The following is an 18,480-nucleotide window of genomic DNA, read 5'->3' as shown; positions in this document are numbered from 1 at the left end:
GTTGTCTATTAACTCACATTCAGCATGAATAAATTACCATGCATTATTTATGTAAACTTGAATGGAATTTAGAACTTTTGGCGAATCTCTTTTATATACAAAATTATAGGAGTGATTCGTATGGCAAAAGCTTCAAAGAAGTCACATAAACACAAAAGAAATAAAAAGCGTAAAATTACTATACTGCATCCGGCAAAAGTAGAGCAACCTTTGATCCTTCCTTTTGCTTTACTGCTTGCAAACAAGTTTTTAAAACTCATTGGTTTTGTTGAATTCATAGATGGTAGTGTTGAATGGGATGAAAGTCATTGGAAAGTGTCTCCCGGTAATTTAGCTAAGGCCGTGATATTGGCAACATTTATGCAGGTACGAGCCCCACTTTACAGGATCAAGCGGGCATTTGCCGGTTATGATACTGAAGCATTGTTTGGCAAAGGGGTTATGCCAGAACACTTAAATGACTATTCCATCGCACGTGCATTAGACCGAATCAGTGAAGCTAAACCTGAAGGATTGTTTTCATCTATCTGTTTGTCTATGTACAGCGTGTTTCATATTGCTTTCAATCGGCTGCATTCTGATACAACAACATTGTCCTTTTATGGGCAATATATGTGCGACGATGCGCCGGAGGGTGCTTTGAACATCACCAAAGGATATAACAAGGATCACCTTCCGCATTGCAAACAGGCCGTAGTAGGTAAGATTGTCAATGAACATGGTATTGCCGTAGCCAGTTCAACTATGGATGGAAATACTTCCGATATTGAATGGAATCAAAAAGCCTTAGCCCTTACAAAGCAAATATTCGGAGATTGTTTGAATGAAGTAACTTATATTGCTGACTCTAAGCTTATTAATCTGCCAACGTTCAAGCAGCTTACCGATCCAGACAACAGGATACGGTTCATATCGCGGTGTCCTGCAAATTTTTACGGCAAGGTTGCCGGAAGACTGATCGAGAAAGCTTATAAATTTGATCAATGGACTGATATCGGTCAGATAGGTTCTGGCAAGAACGCATGTACCTATGAAATGCAGGAGTTTATGGAGGCTGTTGAAAATTGTGATACCCGGTTTATTGTTGTCCGCAGTAGTGCGGGAAAAGATCGTTTTGAGCATAAGCTGGAGAAGCAACGTATGGAGCTTAAAAAAGATATCCTGACATTATCGGGCAAAGTATTTGTTTGTGAAGCGGATGCCCGTGAAGAGTGGGCTCGCTTTGAAAAAGCTCACAAGAAGAGTCTTTTTCTATTTGACGTCTGTTTCAAGGAAGAAAAAACAGAAAAAAGACCACGTGGTAATCCGGGAAAAAATCCTAAACCTCCAGTTATCGTAATATCTTGGCGTGTAACTGTACACATACAAGCAGAAAATGCTACAGCTGTGGAGAAACTAAAACACGAAGAAGAATGCTTCGTGCTGATCACAAGTATTCATGAGACAGAATTTGATGGCAAGGAGATCCTCCGTCAGTACAAAGAACAAACTGTTGTTGAGGCGCAGTTTAGACTGTTGAAAGAACCTGCACTTGCAGCTTCAATCTTTTTAAAAACGCCAGAGCGAATTAATGCCTTGGTCATGCTCATGAACATCTCACTTCTGATTCGTGCAATTGTTCAGTACAAGATTCGTAAAAGTATCAATGAATCAGAAGAGGAGCTTCCACGTATTGGCTGGAATAACAAGAAGCTTGAAAACCCTACCATCAAATATGTGCTTGAAGCTTTAGAAAAAGCATACTTTGTGAAAGAACAAGAAGATACCTACAGTTATGGGTTTTATAGCGAACACCAACAATTAACTGTAACAACAGTGCTGGAACTGCTAGATATAGACATTGAAGAATTCTTAGAATGACAGTTAACACGACATCCATAGTAATCTCGAAAATGTATTATTAATAAAAGGGATATATTGGGTTGCCGGAGTTAGTGGTATACCTTGGTTCAGTGCGCTTTTTTTACGTAAGCTATGGTAAATCCACTAATTCTGACCGTAATCATGCTCATTAGCAAGTTGATATATCGCTACGCAACATAAAAGGGTAGTGGTAATTTATTCATGCTGAATGTAAGTATTAAAGATAATAAATAATGATCCTCCGGTATACCGGAGGATCATTATTGCAGTAAACAAATTAAATATTTAATATTCTAGTAATTTTTAATAAGCAATTCACAATAAGTATTGTTTTTGTCACCATATCTATTTATAAGATTGTGATTCCTATGTATTTCTTCAATGGTAAAATTTTTATACATTTCTCGGATATACTCACAATCGTTATAAGATAATAAGAACTTTCCCTTTACCTGCTGCAAGGTATTATTTAACCTGATGTGATCATCTGTAGAAAATTTGGCCTGGTAGTACCGCTCTGTTCCGTAGTATGGTGGATCTAAGTATATTAAGGCATCAGGTTTATCATAAACCTTTATCAGGCCTTCAAAATCTTTATTTTCAATAACAACAGTTGATAAACGTTCTTCTATCCGGTCCAAGTACTCACACATGACATGGATATTTTTCTTAACGCATCCGAAGTTCTTTTGGTTGCTACCGTAGCTTGTTTTTAGTACCATAAAGAATCGGGCTGCTCTTTGAATATCGGTCATCCCACGAATATTAAACTGTGCCAGGAAATCCTCGAACATTTCCCGGGCATTAAGAAAATATGACAATTCCCGCTGTAATTCAGGACGGTGATACTTCACACACCGGAAGAGATTCACGAGTTCGCTGTTGTAGTCATTGTACACTTCCATGTCCGCATGCTTGTCCTTATAAAACAGTACCCCCATGCGGCTCCCCCAAACACTTCAATATATCTGCCGAATTTCTCCGGAAATCTCTTTACGATTTCCTTCTTCAAGTAGTTCTTTCCACCAATCCATCCAATAAAGCTGTTCAATATATTATTCCTCCTGTTGCTTCAGCCTTGCTGTAATTAAAATCACACTGCTTGTTTGTTTACATTTTTTCTGTAGTAAGACGCTGACAAAATGTTCTCAAGCTTGAAAATCCGGTTTTGATTTCTCAAATAACAAAAAGCTCTTATACTATTTCCTGAAATACTCAAGACCTTAATATTCCTTTGCGTGATTTCCTTACCTTTTTGGTACATGATTGTGACTATCCAGTTACGTTCTAATGATGTGCTTAAAATGTGCTGTACCATAATATCACCGTCCATATTATCCCATTTATTTATATTATATACGAACACTTGTTCGTTGTCAAGATAGAAAAATAAGCTCCGGTAATTCTCGAAGCTATACGTCAAAATTTAGTTCCCTATTATACAAGCAAACAAATCAAGTATATTAGTTTATCTGGATTAACTCTTTGATTTTTTCTCCTTCATATTGTTCTGCATCTCTTACTAAAAATTTCGCATTACTACTTGCAAATTTAAAGTTATCCAATCTAAAAATAACAGATAATTCATCAGAAGAGGTTATTTGTGATAAGACAACTTTACTATCCTTTTTAAATACTATTAAGTAATCACTATCATCTACAGACTCATGCTCTATATCATGAAACAGTAGAAATCCAATAAATGTTTTATATTCTGTCCACTCTGTTCCCGTCTTTTCGTAAACCCTCTCAGGTGGATAGTATGGAGGAAATACATAACATTCATCCCAGTTAAAATTAATAAATTTTTTTATATCTATTTCAGAATATGTTTTAGAAGCTTCTTTAATCTTAATTGCAAAATCCGAAAAATCTTCACTTTTTATTTTCATTGACTGATATTTCGGTGTTCCAAATATGAAAAAAAATATTATGATAAAAATTATTCCTATAACCATCATCGTTTTTTTATACATTGAGTTAATTTCATAATTTCTAATCCTTGAAAACACAAGGTTAGAAAAAAGCATAAAAAATAGTTTACCCCAATCCGATAAATAATTCGTCCAAACAATCCACAGAAAGGAGTAAACGTTGTACGAATTATGAATCGGCAAACAACATTATTTACTTTAGAGCAAATTATAGAAATTCAACCATTAACAAAATTACAAGCTGTTTTAACATTTATTGATTATTCAATTATGCTTGAAACTTTTAAAATTGATGTCAGCAAACGTGGTCCTAAAGGATTTGCGTATACCAGCTTGCTCAATGCTTTACTTGCAATGCAAATAGATCAAATACCTACTATTAAAGCATTAGTTAAAAGGTTGAAAACAGACCCCGTTTTAAGAGTAACCTGCGGGTTTGATACTATTGGCAAAACGCCTAGTGCTTCAACTTTCTCTAGGTTTATAGAAAAGCTCTCTAAAACCGATGTACTTGAAAAAACTTTTCAGAGAATGGTTCGTAGAGCCAAAACCTTGGGACTTATTAATGGTTCCCATGTCTCAATAGATGCATCGAAAATTGATGCCTTTGAGCATGCTGTACCAAAATCAAAAATACCAGAAAACAATCCAGAGTTTCCTCACTGGGGTGCCAAGCAAGATACCAATGGCAATATGATAAAATGGTTTGGTTGGAAGATGCATGCTGTAGTAGATACAACAAGCGGAATCCCATTAGGGTACATCATAACCCCTGCAAATGTTGCAGATATGGTAATGGCAATACCACTAATGAATAAGCTTAAGGCAGATTATGAAGACTTATTCAAACCATCTTACTACATTATGGATACAGGCTATGATATACCATCTATCTATCAACATGCTGTATCATTTGGTGCTCAAGCTATTATGCCAATTAACTGGAGAAATACGAAAACTCCACCTGAAGGCATTAACTGGGAAGGTCAACTTGTTTGCACCATGAATTATCCGTATGTGAATGGTGGAAATGATAATGGAACCATTCGGTTATTATGTCCCCACGCTTGCGGAAAAGCCAATTGTCCTATGGGTTCAAGTTGGTGTACGAGTACAAAATCAGGATACATTGGCAAAGTTAAAATTAAGGATAATCCACGGTTTATATCTTATCCATTACGAGGAACAGAAGCATGGGACAATCTATATGATGAAAGAACATCCGTTGAACGCTTTTTTGGTGATGGAAAAGAAAACTATGCTTTAAACAATCTGCGTGTAGCAGGGCTAAAAAAAGCAAAAGTATTCATGGATTTAGCCTGCATTGCAATTATTGCTACAAGAATTACAAAAGCAGAACAATCAAAAAATATTGCAGCTTAGTATTTTAATTATCAAGGAACAGGAGATGATATTTCTTAATTTCAAAACTATATAGTTGTGGATAACTATCTATTGTAAGGATAGTCTAACCTTTTTTTGCACAATTTCAAAAATATCAGTAGGAATTATCCACATTCTTGATTTTTGAATTATGAAATATCCTCACATTACTATTTAAACTCCATTTATTTTTATGAATTCGCAGTATAATGTAAAATTCTAGTTTCGTATAATATAAATATTATTTAGAATCAAAAAACATTTTTCTGTAGCCCGACATAAACTGTAAAAATCATCACAAATAGCAAAAACCCGGAAACAATCCATAGAAAAGAACCCACTACTTTTTGCTTGTGATATACAAAACAGTTAACCCCATGGAACAGCATTGTTAGGAGTAGACTCCCTTGAGTTAAAATACGCAATACCCAACTTTCTCCATCATAGATAGATAGCGCTGCACATACTACACCCAAAATGGAAGCAAATATTATTGCAATTACAATTGGTCGTTTCTTTTTAAATTCTATTTTCATAAACATTAACCTTTCTTATTTACTTTAGTTTTACATTATCCTACAAGTACAAAATTTATAATATTAACCGGTAACTTTTAGTTTCGTATAATAAGAATGCTGTAACATATGAAAGACCGAAGATAATGCTCATAACCTTTGTTAGCTAAAAGCAGGTGCAACGACTCCGGCTAAAATAATCAAAAGAGAAACGGCTGCAATCAATATGTTTTTTCCAGAAGCATTTTCATCTTTTATAATTTCAGCAAGGCCAAAAGCAAATGAAAATATGAATACAAAGGGCCAAATAAACCAAGTCCAGTAATAAAAAATTCCAATTCCTTGCATAAGTCCAATTAACATTTTGATTCCCTCCGACTTCGTCCAAATATAAATAATCTTCGTTTCACATTAATCTACCTATCCGACACAAAACTTTAGTCTCGCATTATCAGAAGATTGTGCCTTAACTGCAATTACAGGTTAGGCTCATTTTACAGGATTGTTCTTTCTTTCAATAAGAAAGGCAACTGTATACAATATTGCGGTAATAATCAACAATAATACTCCCAACCAATTCGGAAAAGGAATATTCGCCAGTTGAATTAATGCAAGAGCCATAGTAACGATGGGTGCAACCCATTTCATTACAGAAACATATTTTTTGCTCATTGCCCTCACCTCAAAAAATATAAATAATCTTTACTACACATTTAATTACCTATGCAACGTAAAATTTTAGTTTTACGTATGTTTTATTCAGTTATCCATTCTCTGAAAATCCTATAAAATCCTTCAAGAAACAAAAACTAAATATCGCAAGTTTCGACAAAGCTTTTGCAAAATCGTTAGTAACGCTATGCTAAACTATCCTTTAAGATAAAAATATTTTTACTTTCAGGTGAATAATTGATTGAATATATGAAAACATAAAAGTAGTTAAATAAATAAGTTTATAAGAAAAGGGTGGAAATTTTGGATTTAGATTTTGAAAAAAATTTAGGCATAACTGAAAGAATAATAAGAGCAGTTATTAGTTTGTTACTCCTAGGATTGGCTTTTTCTAAGATATCAAAAAAATGGTTAGCAACTATCACAAAAGTATTTGCTATAATATCATTAGTTGAAGCACTTTTCGCTTACTGCTTTGTACATGACCTCATGGGATGGTCAACGCGAAAAACAAAGTACCCTTTTGTACTGAGTCGCATGTATCATAAAAAATAACGCCCCAGGGCTCTCCGGTGCAATAGTATTATAGAGATTTATTTGTATCAGGGGTTTATAGATGTCATTTATTTGTCGTCTAGATTATCTTTTGATAAAACAAAAAATCGCCCTACCCGGACGACTTCTTTATATAAAAGGCCTTACGCCTGTATGAAGAAAGGAGGGGAAAATGAAAAAAGTTTGTCAGTTGCCTTGATAATATATTATCACTTAAATATAGATATTTTATGAACAGATTGTAAACAAAAAAATAAAGCCCCAGGTCTCCCCGGGGCAATAATATTATAGAGATGCATCTGTACTAGACGATTTATAACTATCATTCAGCTGGCCATCATCCGCATAATCTTTAAGCTTTGCAAACAAAAATTTTACAAAAGCTTTGAGACGTTCATCCGGAAGGAAAACAAGGATCTCTTTTGGCAAATAAATTTTTGCTTTCTGAACTACCCAATCTTCTTGCTCCTGGCCGGACTTGAGGACCATATCTTTCGCCATCCGCTTTGCTTGCAGCATCAAAGCATATAATATAGTTATTGCCCTTTGACGCTCAAATAAAAACACCAGCAAGAATGCTAGTACCAAGATGATAATAAACCGATACTCCCATGCGATTTTAAGAAATTGTTCCATCGTTAAGCCTCCTTAAATATTTTTTGCAATCTTTATTAATAGATCTCTTAGGTACCCTACATAGTCGCAAGCACCTTTCCAGTACTTTACATCAATACCAATCTTCTGATCCAGTTTCTCCAGTGCTTCATCGATGTTCATCTGCTTTCCCCCCATCAATTCGTTATATTCTGCTTGTATGTCTTTAACCAATTGCTCAATTGACATTCCATGAGATGCTAAGTATGCCACCGGATCCGTGTGGTTGGTGCCTCCTAGGTTCTTACTTACCCAATCGTGCGTCACAAGGGTTTTACCGTATTCAACCCCTAGTTTCTTTTGTGCCAATCTATATGCCGCAAGCCATACATACCGGCTATACGATTCTTTAAACTTTGCCGAATCCTTGGTATTGCATAGTTCGATGTGGACATATAAATCATTTCCTTTCCGTCCTGCTGCCCAAGCACGATAGTTGATATCCGCCATATTAGTGATAGAATCATAATCCACAAAATCATGTGCAAATGCCTGTACTTTTTCCCAGTTATCTTTGAAATACTTTAAATTGCTTTCATCCGTATCCTCTTTTCCGGAAGATGGCGCTGTGTGGTGTAGGCATACGCCAATATAACCACCTATTCCATTCGTATACGATTTTTGCGGTAGTCCTGTAATTAGATCCTGCTTAATTTGATACTTCATCTTTTTTCTCCTCTCCTTTCGATAATGCCTCATTTCCTCTTTTTTTCACCCAAAACAAAAGGGGCTGTAAATAATCAGCCCCCGCATCGATTAGATTTTCAATGTTACTGGCAAATTCCCGGAAAAACATAAAAGAATAGACTACTGTGGCTACAATATTGCTTATGTAAGGAATGGACGCAAACCTTAATGACAAGCCGGCAAGAATCTGTATAACCAGATAGGCTACTATTTTAACAAAAGTCTTTTTAAACATCGCCTCAGAATTCCATGCCTTAGACTTTAGTGATTCATTGACTCCTCCGCTCTTTATAAAGATAGCAAACCACCTAGTTAAAAGATCTAGCACCATTGCTGTCCATAGAGCAATGCACCAGGCAATAAAACTTTGCTCCGGAAACATCAAATAAGTCGCAATAGCACTAAAAAATGCTATGGCGGGCCTAACAGTGTCCACAGTCTTATTAAATAGTTCATGCATATACCGTCCTCCTTTTTAGGGGAAATAAAAAAAGCTCTCTTCTGAGCTTCTCTATTTCCCTTAAATTCTTTTACTATTATTCTGCAGAGATCGAATTTCCGTATCCATCCAATCCAAGCACTGTAAGGTCCGCGAGTACAGCATCTTTTAGCTGTGCCGGTACCTGGTCAATGGATCTTCTTTTGTTGATTATTAATGCGACGTAAATATCAACCATGGTTCTTGTTCCTCCTTTCCAAAGTGTTATAAAAAGCCTCAATTTGTTTATTATGCTCATGGCTCCCTCCTATTCTGCCGGCGGCTCACTTGCTGCCTGGCTGTCAAGTATGGCCTGAACTTCTGTTTTTATTTGGGCGGGTACCTGGTCGATGGTCTTTCGATTTGCATCTATCAATGCTGCATATGCTTCAGCTATTTTACTTGCCATTATACGGTTCCTCCCTTCAGTGCTTCCACTTCTATTTGCAATGTGAGGGCCAATTCATAAACTTCTGTCATGGCCTCATATGCTGTTAAAGTATCGTTTTTTGCCTGGTTTAGTTCCTGCTGCAGAGTGGCGATCTGCTCCTCCGGGGTCGGGTCTTTCGGTACCACCGGTGTGGTTCTAGTTGCTTTTATCACGGCTCTCCCTCCTTAGTACCCTATTGCGTAGGCTCTTACGCTCTTGGGTTTGTCGATAGTATTCTCAAATCTAATCGTGCAGCTGGCTACTGCTGATGTCAGCTGCAGCTTCCCATCGGTGAATGGTTGGCCGGCAAGGTAGATCACTACCCCATCGTCTGCATCAAATTCTAACAATGCAAATGCGTCCGCTGCCTGATCCAGTGTAATGGACTTAGTCTTGGCTTGGCCTCCTGGGAGCAATTGCAGGATTCCCACACCGGTGTTTGCGCTGTGACTTGGGTCTGCAATGTCCAGGTCGTTCTCATCCAAGAATACGTCGGCCAACAGGTGTGTGAAGCTGCTCTCCTCTAATGCCTGGCGGTACTTCTCCTGTATGACTTCCTCCAGCGTGAATTCATACGGTGCCTTTTGAAACCCCACGGTCTCTTGGACTTCGTTGGGTACCATGACCGGCTCCAGTGCTTCTCCATCTATCTCCTGTGTTGTTACCTCATCCCATACTTCTTGTCCGTCTTCTCCTATACGGACGTTGGTCTTGTAGAGCAGCTGGCCTTCTTCGTTGGTCTTTTGCTTTTCTCCGTCGATCCGGATAACGGTCTTGGTAAAATTAAAACTATCCGGAACGGTTATTTGAATTCCACTCTGTAAATCGGACCGGTCTATGCCGGTCACTTTTTCGGTGAATCTGTCAATTGCTATTTTCATTATGCTTGCCCTCCTTTACTTGAGTAATGGCTTTTTGTTTAAGCTGAACATAATTCCTCTACCGCTTGAATTATCCATGCCTAACCCTATATTTGATGTTCCTATTACCGACAGTAGAACCATATAAAGTTGTCCTGTGGTGTCTTTCACCAACATCGCCACAAGTGGCTTATACTTTGCTGTACTTCGTACATTTGTCATGTCAAAATATGCGTAGTAATACTGTTGTCCTACTATTGTTTGAATCCTGTTTAATGAAAAACTAGCTTCCCTTCCTGCCCCAAAGTTTTCATATGCCTTATTTGTTCCTTGAATTTCCCGACGCACAGTATGGTCTGCCACTGATTCGCTCACTGGTGTTTGATATATGTGCCCTCCATCCGTATAAATTGAATTTATTTCGGGTGTATTTACTGCAAACTCGTTTAACAAATCAAAGTTTGATATTAGATTGGCACTAGGCGCTGGGTTTGTAGTTCCTAAAGTCGTAAAAAATGCCATAGGAGTCGTCAATATTGTTCCTTTTCCTATGTTTAGAGTGTCTGCTTGCTTTGGAACAAAATCCCCATATGTGATTAAACCATCGGTCTCTGCGACGTTAAAATAACTTTGTATTTCTTTAGTCGCTTTCCTTACTAACAGGACTGCTGCTGCTCCATCGTCTCTGCGTGGGTTTTCGGGTACCAGCATATCGTAACCTGTAGGACACGTTAATTCTATATCAATACTTACATAATCTGTATATATCGTACTGGCTGTGGTTCCATTGCTTGCATCGGTATACACAATTACTTTATACGTACCATCGCTGTCTATTAATGCTGGAATTGACGCGGCGCTAATAGTCAAAAGCGCTGTTTGACCATATGAATGACTAGCAGGCGTCCCCCAAGCATTATTGTAGTATGGTGCTACGTAAACCTTATAACCGTTAGGTCCAATACCGTATCCGTACCAATGGGGCGTTATTTTTACAATATTTGTTTCCAGCCACCCTACCTTATCTACTGCAGGAATAGTTCCGTATTTTTCTTCTATCATTTTCACCAGGTCAAAGCTGAAAAGCTGCTGTGGTATCTCGCCGTTTACGGAAGTGGTTATACTAGAAGTAGTTCCGTCTAATGCTTCGGAGGTATCGTATCCTGCCTGGTCAAACTCTGTACTAAAGTTTGTAGGCGCCTGTAGCGTAGTCGCTGCTATCTTTTTAGCCAGGTTCGGGTTTTCTGTTGTGCTTCCTACTACCTTACCGACAAAATCGTCCTGTACTGCTACAGTTCCGGGTACTAGCTTTTTCCCTTTCGCTTCCCCTGCCAATGTTGCCGTATAAACTTCAGCGATTCCGCCCTGCCCTGCAGGCATGTCCAAGCTGTACTCTATCTGAATATCTGCATTCACCAAACTTGCGTTAGTTCCAAGCGTGAACGTTGCTTCATTGGTTCCTAATCCTGCCCATGTTCCGGTTACGGCCGTAAGTGTTCCTGCACTCATAAATTTAACGACTGGAGAACTGCTGCTGGCTGTGGTTTCAACCACCATATCCCCGACTGCGATTCCTGTGACGCTGCTAAACGTCGCCGTCTTTGCTGTGGTATCAAGTGCGCTTATGGTGATATCGCTTGTTACGGTACCATCGGCTTTTAAGACTTTCACCGTGTCTGAATTTGCTAGGCCGGTTACGCTATCAAGTGTTACGGTGGTTCCGCTTATTGCTGTAACCCTGGCCAGGATTGTATCGCTATCTATTACCCCACTTATCAGCTCTCCTGCTAATCCTTTAACCTTTATGGTATCTCCTGCTGCCCATGTCCCCGGTGTTGCCTGGGTTACTGTTACCCCTTTACTGTGTCCGCTGCCGGTCCCTTTTGCTACTCCTGTGGTGTACTGACCGGTTATTGCGTCACTGAGGGTTTTCCGCTGGCCAGTCATAGCTGGCATAATTCTAGCATATCCTGCGATGAAATCCTTTGGCAATGTAGCGAATTCATCGCCACGGTCTATGTTGGAAACAGACATATCTGATATGGTTACACCATAGATGGTTTCTGCTATGTCAATCTGTGTAGGCCGATTTATATTACCTGTAGGGCTTTTGAGTGACGAAATTTGAGTAAGTTCTTTTCCATTTATATATGCCTTAAATAATACCCCGTTAATTGTTACCCTTACGTGTATAAATGGTTGTTTATTACTATCTATTTTACAAGTTAATAAACCATCATAAGGTGAAAAATTGTCGCCCGTACTCCCTCTATATGTCCTTACCTGTATATCTTTATTAGAATCGAAACTAACTAGAAAAGCAGAATTCCCCGCAGCATCCCATGCTTTCATTATGATATCAGAGGTTGATATCTTCACTTCTTCATAATTTACCCAAAAATCCACCGTTATTTTTTCATTTACATTTGAAATAGAATATCGCGTTGTATTTGTGGCATGATTAAACTTCAACCCTCCACCCGTTGGCGATGGCTTATAGCCAGGACTCCCGGCTACAGTAAGTTCCCCGCCAACTTCTGCTGTCGTAGTTCCATCCAATGAAGCATAAAACACTGTATTCGCATCTATCGGCGTTTTTCTTATACCATGGTATACCTTAAGCCGTCTTTTGCGCTCTTTTGTCTGCAATTCTCCCCGGAGCAGCTTATCGAAGTTTTCTTCTAGCAGCTGCTGGTAATTAAACCCGGTCAAACTCACCTGGTGGCGTAGGTCTATGATGTCACGATCGTCTATGATGCGGGCACCTAGCACAAATCGTTTATGCCAATCGCTTATGCTGTTTATTTCGGGGTTGATTTGTTCCACCGCCAATTGATAATTGAGCGCAAGTATCCCCTCAATTTCCGTTCTTGCGGTTGCTACTGTGCCTTTTTCAATTATGAAATATATTCTGTTTTCGCCTGAAGCATTTCCAGTAAAAAATTTTCCAACTTCTGCTGTTGGAATTTCACTTTGGTATATAGATTCAGTTTTATTTGGTATATAAACTTGACCTGTTATAGTACCTGTAAGACCAAGATTTGCACAGTCGCTTGGCATTTTGTATACCGCATAATCAACATATGTTTGACTTGTTGTTGTAGTAATATAGTCGCTTCCTTGTAACGTATATGGTTTAACCTTCTTCGTTAACAACCCATCAACAACGTCAATTACATCTGTAACGCCGTTATCCAGCGTTAAAATCTCGATTATTCCTAGTTCATTTCCTTCGTGGTCCAGCGCTCTGTAATGGGTATCATCTATATACTCATAGCTGGTTGCTATATCTCCGATGCCTCCATTGGGGTTCTGTGCACTGTACTGTAGTTTGTTTCTTCTCCTAATCCTAAACATTGGTATGGCGTAAACGTAGCCGTCTGAGGTATTCAAGGTATCTTTTGCTGTTTGGGTCCCATCCCCAGCTACGTAAACCCCCACATCTTTTAATGCTACTTTGAGGTTTGCGATCCCCGTGATATTTCGTAATTGCATGCTAGACCATTGAGCAACGTTACCTATAACATAACTTACAGGTGCTACGTTTCCCCCCTGTGGTAGTATAGCTGCATTATTATCTGACCACGCACTGTTTGCTTGCTTAAAAAACCCGTCTATCGGATAGGTTGCAAAATCTACTCCAGGCAGTACCCTTATTCTCCAGTTCGGTTTCACACCTTCAGTATCGGTAGCTTGATCCAGCCATGCTTCCAAGAACACCACATCGTCCCTCTCTCCAGTCGCTGGTGGGTCCGGCATTGTAATAACAGTTCCATCCGGTATTTCTATCTTGTACCCATTCATCATGGCCACGCCGCCACCGGTTAGTTTGATTTTATTGTTTTGGTTTGCTGTCATATACGAAAAATCAAAACCACTGAACTTCGTAAATCCGCTAGGTATTGCTTCTCTCACGGCTCCGGCCAGGTTGTTAATTTCATTTTTGGCCCATGCCTCCCCATCCTCTATATTGTTCAGGTTAGCAGCATTCACCGGGGTACCTTGCTGGATCACCGCTCCGGTGCTCTCATCCACTATATGGTCGAACCATTTCTTTTTTGTGTACTCCATTTCATTACACCTCACTTATTGTAATTTTAAAACTAACGAGAATACCCTTATTCGACGCCTTGCTTATGCTGTCCGGCCGGTCCGCATAAATGTCACCGTCTTTGTCTATTAACTTTAGGTTTGTTATTGTGCCGGCATCCTCATTTGCAATATAAAGATATTTTGTAATGGTATTTCCGGAAACCTCGGTTTTGTAAATATCAATGTACTTTACCACGCCGCCTATTGTGTATCTTCCTCGGGCAATAAGGTCATTGATAAAATTCGTTGTCTTGGTCAGTCCGGTTGCTGATATCATATATTCCCCTCCCCGCAATTGAATGTTCCTGCTATCAGGAATGTTTTTACTGTGACCACCGCTGTGTCGCCTACTTCTATACCTGTTTCGTAGTTCTTACTTTCAAATTGCTGCGCTACCTCCGGATAAGTACCGCATAAAAATGTTGTCCCGGCTAATTTGTATTTATATTCATACATTTTTGTTGCAATATCCGCACTTACTCCTACGCTCGCTTCGTAGTTTTTGCTCTCGAATCTCTGCGATATAAACGGGTATGCCTCGTCTCCACAAAGAATAGTTCCAGTTAAGTTATATTTATATTCGTATATGCTTACTGCAAAATCTCCGCTTACTCCTATCGCTGCTTCGTAGTTCTTGCTCTCGAATCTCTGCGATATAAACGGATATGCTTCGTCTCCGCAAACGGTCGTACCGGCTAAGTTATACTTATACTCATATACTTTTGTTTCTGTACCTACTTCTATTACAATTGAAGCTTCATAGCTTCTGCTCTCATAACGCTGCGCTATCTCCGGATAAGTGCCGCATAAGAATGTTCCGCAAAATATCAAATCGTTTTTTGTTATGTGCTTAAACTCTGCATTGATTTGTAATTCTTTCTGATAAGCGATTCCATACTCTGCTGTCAAATGGGCCGGTTTCGCGTAATTCATGGCCTCGTTGAGTTTTACCAGGTCCACTCCGCTGCCGTTGCTCTCTATGGTCACCCGGAACGTATATGGACTTATCCGGTTTTCCACCCTTGCCGTCTTGCCGGTATCCCCCTCGGCGATTTGCCTTATCTTCGCTGGGGTTATCGGTATCCTGGTCACCATTTTTGAGAGGATAGCTTGCCGCCTTTTTTCTATCGAGGTACTCTCTTTAGTGGGTAATCCAAGAACATACTCCCAATACGGCAGTCCCCATGTGGCCCGCTGCGGGAATAGTTGGTCTCTTATCTCCGCCGTCCACTGCTGCAGATCGTCGACCTCGGTTCCGGTGGCCTGGAATATGGCCTGCATGACCAGGCTGCTGTAATAGACCGGCGCTACGTAGCCTAGCATCCTCTTTCCGCTCACGCTGGTTAAAATATCATTCATACGCCGTTCACCGTCCCGGTGGCAGGGTATTCTTCATCGGTTACTTGTATGTTTTCAGTGCTGCCGTTCATGGTTAGGCCGGTGAAGTCGCTGACTCCTTCCGTGCCGGCTATAATGGCCGCTATCTTAATGTATTTAACCTGGCCGCCTACTCCTACGGTTTTATAATACTCGTTAAAAGACTCTTTAATGGCCGCAATAACTTCTGTTTCTCCGTATCCGGCTTCAAGCTGCAGGGTAAAGGCGTAATTTATTACATGGGCCGTCGGTGCTATCACGGTTACGATGGCGCCTATCGGCGCTTTCCCTTCTTGATCATCCGGTGCTATGTATTCTTTTACCGTTTCCACCAATGCTGTGCTGGCCGGCTGGTTGTTGCTGTCCACAACAATGACTTTAACCGTTCCGGTCCCAGGCCCTTCCCACTCGGGTACAATATATGCCTCACCGACGCCGTCCACTTCCTTTGCCCACAGCTTGTAGTCTGTTACAGAGCCGCTCATGGGTGTTAATCGCCTTGCTTCCAGTATCCTCTTACGGAGGCTGTCATCGTCTTCTTTCGTTGTTCCTCCGGTGGTGGGTGCTGCATTGGCTATCCCGGTTATTCCTGTTACCGGCGTAACCATTAAGGTGATGGTATTGGCTGCTACGTTTCCGGATATGCCCGCTTCCTCCGCTTCAATAGCCACCATTCCTGTTCCGGTTTCATCCAGTGTTAATGCCTCTGTCGTTTTGAACACAATGGAAGGCTGGTCTCCTACCGCCGGTGTTGCCAACTTGGTTCCTGCCACCATTGACGCGCCTGCCTGCCCGGTAACCGTAACCGTACCGGTTGCCGGTACCGCTGCTTTTCTTTCAACACCGGCGCTTTCGGCGTGCAAGTCCAGGTATTCGCCGTATGCCCACTGTGGGAATATCAACTGGATTACTTCGTTTAGCTGAAATTCTACCATCTCCGCTTTTTCGATCGCTACAGGCCTTGTAGCGTCCCAAAACATGGACGCCTCACTAGTATCCAGGTTCGCGGGTGCATCTGCCACCATGCGGCTGTAAACGCTGTCAACATCTTGATTTCTTAGGAAGCTTGGCGGTGTGTATGCAATTGCCACGGTTATCCCTCCTTCCCTTATGTAGTAACCGATGTATTGATGGTGATGGCCACTCCTTCTTTCGGGTATACTGTAAACTCGGTCCCCAGGTTATCTCCATCCCACTGAAAGCTAAAACCCCGGACAGACTCGGTCATGGGGTGAACCAGCAGCGCTTCTGTGATGGTTCTCTCTAGAACAGCTTCTGCCGCTTTCCTGGTTGGCTGCTTTCTTACTTCTTCCATCTCTATCCCAATATCGCTGCTGTATGCCAGGCATGCGTACCGCTCTATCTGAACGATTTTTAGGCACCACTGTGCCCACGCCGTATGTCCGTCTGCCTGCCGTACCCGGTTCCCTCCGTCTTTCGCGAAGTCCCCGGTTTCATAATCGAAGTAGTAACTGCGTTTAAACTTCTGCGTCTCTGTTGTTGTCTCTTGTAGCACTTCCGGTGCCTCAAACACCGGGAAAAGCTGTTTATCTGCCATTGTATTCCCTCCTAACTTGGGATAACGATGTCAATAATGACCGGGTCTGTTCCCTGATTCACCCATGCCACCAGGACGCGGTCCCCTGGTTTTAGCCACCGCATTTTTTCCGGTATGAGGATATCGTGCTTGTGGTCCACACCTATGCCCACATGGCTGTACACAGGGTCCGGATATGGGTCGCTGTATACGTCGTGGCTTCCATCAGTGGCGCTAACAGTGAGGTTGCCGCCGGTATCCCCGAGTGTAAGCTGCCGGGCGATTAAGTATTCACCCTTTGGGATGGGTATCGGGAAATGGTCTGTCAGCAGGCTCATATCGTCTTTTATCGTGCCAAGTTCCAGCTGGTCCTGGTTTTTGTTGGTTCTTTTCATCCTGTCAAACAGTACCCTGGCCAGTTTGTTTGTGCCTGCATTCCCTGCCATTATTCCTCCACCTCCATCGTCATAATCTGATTGGTTGCGTCGTGCTGTACACCCTTTACATAGAAGTATCCGCTTAGGCTCCCCGCGCTTACGCTTATTTTATCACCCTTGCGTAAGAATGGCAGATCGGGTGATTGCAGCTTCCTGGTGATTTTTGGGGTTCCGCGTTCCTCCAATATCGCTTGTGCTGAGGCTTTGGCGGCTACCAGGGTGTCGTCTTGGTTTCTTTGTACCACGTCCTGCAGGATGCCGAATTCCGTCTTTCCATCCATTACCGCTTCCACCGGTGCCCGCTCGTCTTTGTCTTCTTTCCCGATAATCTTAACCCTTGTGATTAAATCGTCTAAGTCCATGCTGTGGCCGGTCATCACGACGTTTTCTCCCGCCTCAAACACGTATACGTCGGTATTGCTTCCTCTCGGGATAATCTGCGCTTTGCCCTGGACGCTCCTGGCGATAAACTTGCCGGCGCCTTTTTTCCTGGCATCGTCCAAGATTTCCATCACCATGTCGGCGATATACTTCCCTTTGAACACTTTCTTTCCCATGGGCACGTCCGGACCTTCGTATTTGCCTACTGGGATTCCCCACTCGTTGAAAATATCCATGAGCATAGTCTTGCTGCTGGTCCCGGCGGCGTACCACCGGTAGTCCTTGCTTTTTTGATGGTATATTAAATTATCATAGGCCATGTTGGTAAGTTCCTTCTTGGTAGAACTATCGTAATTGTAGTTCCATATCGGCCCTTGGAATATCTCCTTGCTGCCTTGGCCCCAATCGGCATATATAAAAAACTGCGCTCCCGGTACCGCTATTGCCGACAGCCATGTGCTGCCGTATGCCTGGTTTTTGAACGCCAGGTTTGCCCTCTGGGCCAATTCTCCGGGGTTGTCTTCCCATGAAAGGCTCTGCAGCAGTTCGTTGGCGTCTAACGCCTGGCCGTCGGCCGTCAGTATTGCAGTCTGATATGTGATTCGTCTAATATCAATCATGGTTT

At 41.1% G+C, this 18,480-nt stretch carries 23 protein-coding genes; 3 read left to right on the top strand and 20 right to left on the bottom strand.

All coding sequences use genetic code 11. The features are described from left to right. Positions 1–120 precede the first annotated feature (120 nt). Positions 121–1,860 (top strand): IS1634 family transposase, encoded by a 1,740-nt coding sequence (locus tag QKW49_RS21430; RefSeq protein ID WP_282863996.1) that lies wholly within the window; start codon positions 121–123, stop codon positions 1,858–1,860. 296 nt (positions 1,861–2,156) lie between these two features. On the opposite strand, the gene QKW49_RS21425 is transcribed toward QKW49_RS21430, so the two are convergent. The 3 genes from QKW49_RS21425 to QKW49_RS21420 form a co-directional block, all read right to left on the bottom strand. Continuing rightward, positions 2,157–2,804 carry a DNA adenine methylase gene (locus QKW49_RS21425; protein ID WP_349239052.1) on the bottom strand — a complete coding sequence of 216 codons (648 nt, stop codon included), beginning with the start codon at positions 2,802–2,804 and terminating at the stop codon, positions 2,157–2,159. Next, complete coding sequence (locus QKW49_RS26065) at positions 2,732–2,914, bottom strand: hypothetical protein (protein WP_349239051.1); 183 nt, start codon at positions 2,912–2,914, stop codon at positions 2,732–2,734. The genes QKW49_RS21425 and QKW49_RS26065 overlap by 73 nt, the downstream gene beginning before the upstream one ends. Before the next feature lie 412 nt (positions 2,915–3,326). After that, the gene (locus tag QKW49_RS21420) at positions 3,327–3,893 is read right to left on the bottom strand and encodes a hypothetical protein (protein ID WP_282864679.1); all 567 of its coding nucleotides are present in this window, start codon (positions 3,891–3,893) and stop codon (positions 3,327–3,329) included. Positions 3,894–3,968: 75 nt separating this feature from the next. Between QKW49_RS21420 and QKW49_RS21415 the strand changes: the two genes are divergently transcribed. Beyond that, positions 3,969–5,180, top strand: coding sequence for a transposase (locus QKW49_RS21415; protein ID WP_282863267.1), 1,212 nt, complete (start codon positions 3,969–3,971; stop codon positions 5,178–5,180). Positions 5,181–5,431: 251 nt separating this feature from the next. Here QKW49_RS21415 and QKW49_RS21410 read toward each other — a convergent pair whose 3' ends face one another. The 3 genes from QKW49_RS21410 to QKW49_RS21400 form a co-directional block, all read right to left on the bottom strand. Beyond that, positions 5,432–5,716 carry a hypothetical protein gene (locus QKW49_RS21410; protein ID WP_282864678.1) on the bottom strand — a complete coding sequence of 95 codons (285 nt, stop codon included), beginning with the start codon at positions 5,714–5,716 and terminating at the stop codon, positions 5,432–5,434. Positions 5,717–5,857: 141 nt separating this feature from the next. Next, complete coding sequence (locus QKW49_RS21405) at positions 5,858–6,058, bottom strand: hypothetical protein (RefSeq protein WP_282864677.1); 201 nt, start codon at positions 6,056–6,058, stop codon at positions 5,858–5,860. 126 nt (positions 6,059–6,184) lie between these two features. Next, positions 6,185–6,367, bottom strand: a complete 183-nt coding sequence (locus tag QKW49_RS21400) for a hypothetical protein (RefSeq protein WP_282864676.1) — start codon at positions 6,365–6,367, stop codon at positions 6,185–6,187. A 303-nt stretch (positions 6,368–6,670) separates the two neighbouring features. Here QKW49_RS21400 and QKW49_RS21395 point away from each other — a divergent pair, with 303 nt between their 5' ends. Beyond that, positions 6,671–6,922: a DUF2892 domain-containing protein gene (locus QKW49_RS21395; RefSeq protein WP_282864675.1), complete on the top strand. Its 252-nt coding sequence runs from the start codon at positions 6,671–6,673 to the stop codon at positions 6,920–6,922. Positions 6,923–7,207: 285 nt separating this feature from the next. Here the strand turns inward: QKW49_RS21395 and QKW49_RS21390 are convergent, their stop codons facing one another. From QKW49_RS21390 to QKW49_RS21325, 14 genes are all read right to left on the bottom strand, one after another. Next, on the bottom strand, positions 7,208–7,558 hold the full coding sequence (locus tag QKW49_RS21390; protein ID WP_282864674.1) for a hypothetical protein: 351 nt from the start codon (positions 7,556–7,558) through the stop codon (positions 7,208–7,210). A 12-nt stretch (positions 7,559–7,570) separates the two neighbouring features. Beyond that, the gene (locus QKW49_RS21385) at positions 7,571–8,242 is read right to left on the bottom strand and encodes a peptidoglycan recognition family protein (protein ID WP_282864673.1); all 672 of its coding nucleotides are present in this window, start codon (positions 8,240–8,242) and stop codon (positions 7,571–7,573) included. Beyond that, positions 8,226–8,723 carry a phage holin family protein gene (locus QKW49_RS21380; RefSeq protein ID WP_282864672.1) on the bottom strand — a complete coding sequence of 166 codons (498 nt, stop codon included), beginning with the start codon at positions 8,721–8,723 and terminating at the stop codon, positions 8,226–8,228. The genes QKW49_RS21385 and QKW49_RS21380 overlap by 17 nt, the downstream gene beginning before the upstream one ends. 76 nt (positions 8,724–8,799) lie before the next feature. Next, positions 8,800–9,000 carry a CD1375 family protein gene (locus QKW49_RS21375; RefSeq protein ID WP_282864671.1) on the bottom strand — a complete coding sequence of 67 codons (201 nt, stop codon included), beginning with the start codon at positions 8,998–9,000 and terminating at the stop codon, positions 8,800–8,802. 9 nt (positions 9,001–9,009) lie between these two features. Further along, the gene (locus QKW49_RS21370) at positions 9,010–9,150 is read right to left on the bottom strand and encodes a CD1375 family protein (RefSeq protein WP_282864670.1); all 141 of its coding nucleotides are present in this window, start codon (positions 9,148–9,150) and stop codon (positions 9,010–9,012) included. Continuing rightward, positions 9,150–9,344, bottom strand: coding sequence for a hypothetical protein (locus QKW49_RS21365; protein ID WP_282864669.1), 195 nt, complete (start codon positions 9,342–9,344; stop codon positions 9,150–9,152). The genes QKW49_RS21370 and QKW49_RS21365 overlap by 1 nt, the downstream gene beginning before the upstream one ends. Before the next feature lie 12 nt (positions 9,345–9,356). Next, complete coding sequence (locus tag QKW49_RS21360) at positions 9,357–10,052, bottom strand: hypothetical protein (RefSeq protein WP_282864668.1); 696 nt, start codon at positions 10,050–10,052, stop codon at positions 9,357–9,359. 15 nt (positions 10,053–10,067) lie between these two features. Further along, complete coding sequence (locus QKW49_RS21355) at positions 10,068–14,102, bottom strand: hypothetical protein (protein WP_282864667.1); 4,035 nt, start codon at positions 14,100–14,102, stop codon at positions 10,068–10,070. Positions 14,103–14,106: 4 nt separating this feature from the next. Beyond that, the gene (locus QKW49_RS21350; RefSeq protein WP_282864666.1) at positions 14,107–14,400 is read right to left on the bottom strand and encodes a hypothetical protein; all 294 of its coding nucleotides are present in this window, start codon (positions 14,398–14,400) and stop codon (positions 14,107–14,109) included. Beyond that, positions 14,397–15,482 carry a putative phage tail protein gene (locus tag QKW49_RS21345; RefSeq protein ID WP_282864665.1) on the bottom strand — a complete coding sequence of 362 codons (1,086 nt, stop codon included), beginning with the start codon at positions 15,480–15,482 and terminating at the stop codon, positions 14,397–14,399. The genes QKW49_RS21350 and QKW49_RS21345 overlap by 4 nt, the downstream gene beginning before the upstream one ends. After that, entirely contained in the window at positions 15,479–16,591 is a 1,113-nt protein-coding gene (locus tag QKW49_RS21340; protein ID WP_282864664.1) for a baseplate J/gp47 family protein, read from the bottom strand. The genes QKW49_RS21345 and QKW49_RS21340 overlap by 4 nt, the downstream gene beginning before the upstream one ends. A 17-nt stretch (positions 16,592–16,608) precedes the next feature. After that, positions 16,609–17,058 (bottom strand): DUF2634 domain-containing protein, encoded by a 450-nt coding sequence (locus QKW49_RS21335; protein ID WP_282864663.1) that lies wholly within the window; start codon positions 17,056–17,058, stop codon positions 16,609–16,611. A gap of 11 nt (positions 17,059–17,069) precedes the next feature. Continuing rightward, positions 17,070–17,483, bottom strand: a complete 414-nt coding sequence (locus QKW49_RS21330) for a hypothetical protein (RefSeq protein WP_282864662.1) — start codon at positions 17,481–17,483, stop codon at positions 17,070–17,072. Continuing rightward, entirely contained in the window at positions 17,483–18,475 is a 993-nt protein-coding gene (locus QKW49_RS21325; RefSeq protein ID WP_282864661.1) for a hypothetical protein, read from the bottom strand. Before QKW49_RS21325 ends, QKW49_RS21330 begins: the two co-directional genes overlap by 1 nt. Positions 18,476–18,480 lie beyond the last annotated feature (5 nt).

The organism is Petroclostridium sp. X23 (assembly GCF_030013905.1).
Classification (GTDB): domain Bacteria; phylum Bacillota; class Clostridia; order SK-Y3; family SK-Y3; genus X23.
This window is presented reverse-complemented; position numbering and strand designations above follow the sequence as displayed.

Excerpts from the sequence above, each read along its gene's own strand:
- QKW49_RS21335 (WP_282864663.1), bottom strand. The coding sequence starts at position 17,058 with ATGGCAGATAAACAGCTTTTCCCGGTGTTTGAGGCACCGGAAGTGCTA.
- QKW49_RS21410 (WP_282864678.1), bottom strand. The coding sequence starts at position 5,716 with ATGAAAATAGAATTTAAAAAGAAACGACCAATTGTAATTGCAATAATA.
- QKW49_RS21420 (WP_282864679.1), bottom strand. The coding sequence starts at position 3,893 with ATGCTTTTTTCTAACCTTGTGTTTTCAAGGATTAGAAATTATGAAATT.
- QKW49_RS21385 (WP_282864673.1), bottom strand. The coding sequence starts at position 8,242 with ATGAAGTATCAAATTAAGCAGGATCTAATTACAGGACTACCGCAAAAA.
- QKW49_RS21390 (WP_282864674.1), bottom strand. The coding sequence starts at position 7,558 with ATGGAACAATTTCTTAAAATCGCATGGGAGTATCGGTTTATTATCATC.
- QKW49_RS21380 (WP_282864672.1), bottom strand. The coding sequence starts at position 8,723 with ATGCATGAACTATTTAATAAGACTGTGGACACTGTTAGGCCCGCCATA.
- QKW49_RS21425 (WP_349239052.1), bottom strand. The coding sequence starts at position 2,804 with ATGGGGGTACTGTTTTATAAGGACAAGCATGCGGACATGGAAGTGTAC.
- QKW49_RS21355 (WP_282864667.1), bottom strand. The coding sequence starts at position 14,102 with ATGGAGTACACAAAAAAGAAATGGTTCGACCATATAGTGGATGAGAGC.
- QKW49_RS21330 (WP_282864662.1), bottom strand. The coding sequence starts at position 17,483 with ATGGCAGGGAATGCAGGCACAAACAAACTGGCCAGGGTACTGTTTGAC.
- QKW49_RS21325 (WP_282864661.1), bottom strand. The coding sequence starts at position 18,475 with ATGATTGATATTAGACGAATCACATATCAGACTGCAATACTGACGGCC.
- QKW49_RS21360 (WP_282864668.1), bottom strand. The coding sequence starts at position 10,052 with ATGAAAATAGCAATTGACAGATTCACCGAAAAAGTGACCGGCATAGAC.
- QKW49_RS21370 (WP_282864670.1), bottom strand. The coding sequence starts at position 9,150 with ATGGCAAGTAAAATAGCTGAAGCATATGCAGCATTGATAGATGCAAAT.
- QKW49_RS21405 (WP_282864677.1), bottom strand. The coding sequence starts at position 6,058 with ATGTTAATTGGACTTATGCAAGGAATTGGAATTTTTTATTACTGGACT.
- QKW49_RS21400 (WP_282864676.1), bottom strand. The coding sequence starts at position 6,367 with ATGAGCAAAAAATATGTTTCTGTAATGAAATGGGTTGCACCCATCGTT.
- QKW49_RS21350 (WP_282864666.1), bottom strand. The coding sequence starts at position 14,400 with ATGATATCAGCAACCGGACTGACCAAGACAACGAATTTTATCAATGAC.
- QKW49_RS21375 (WP_282864671.1), bottom strand. The coding sequence starts at position 9,000 with ATGAGCATAATAAACAAATTGAGGCTTTTTATAACACTTTGGAAAGGA.
- QKW49_RS21345 (WP_282864665.1), bottom strand. The coding sequence starts at position 15,482 with ATGAATGATATTTTAACCAGCGTGAGCGGAAAGAGGATGCTAGGCTAC.
- QKW49_RS21415 (WP_282863267.1), top strand. The coding sequence starts at position 3,969 with ATGAATCGGCAAACAACATTATTTACTTTAGAGCAAATTATAGAAATT.
- QKW49_RS21430 (WP_282863996.1), top strand. The coding sequence starts at position 121 with ATGGCAAAAGCTTCAAAGAAGTCACATAAACACAAAAGAAATAAAAAG.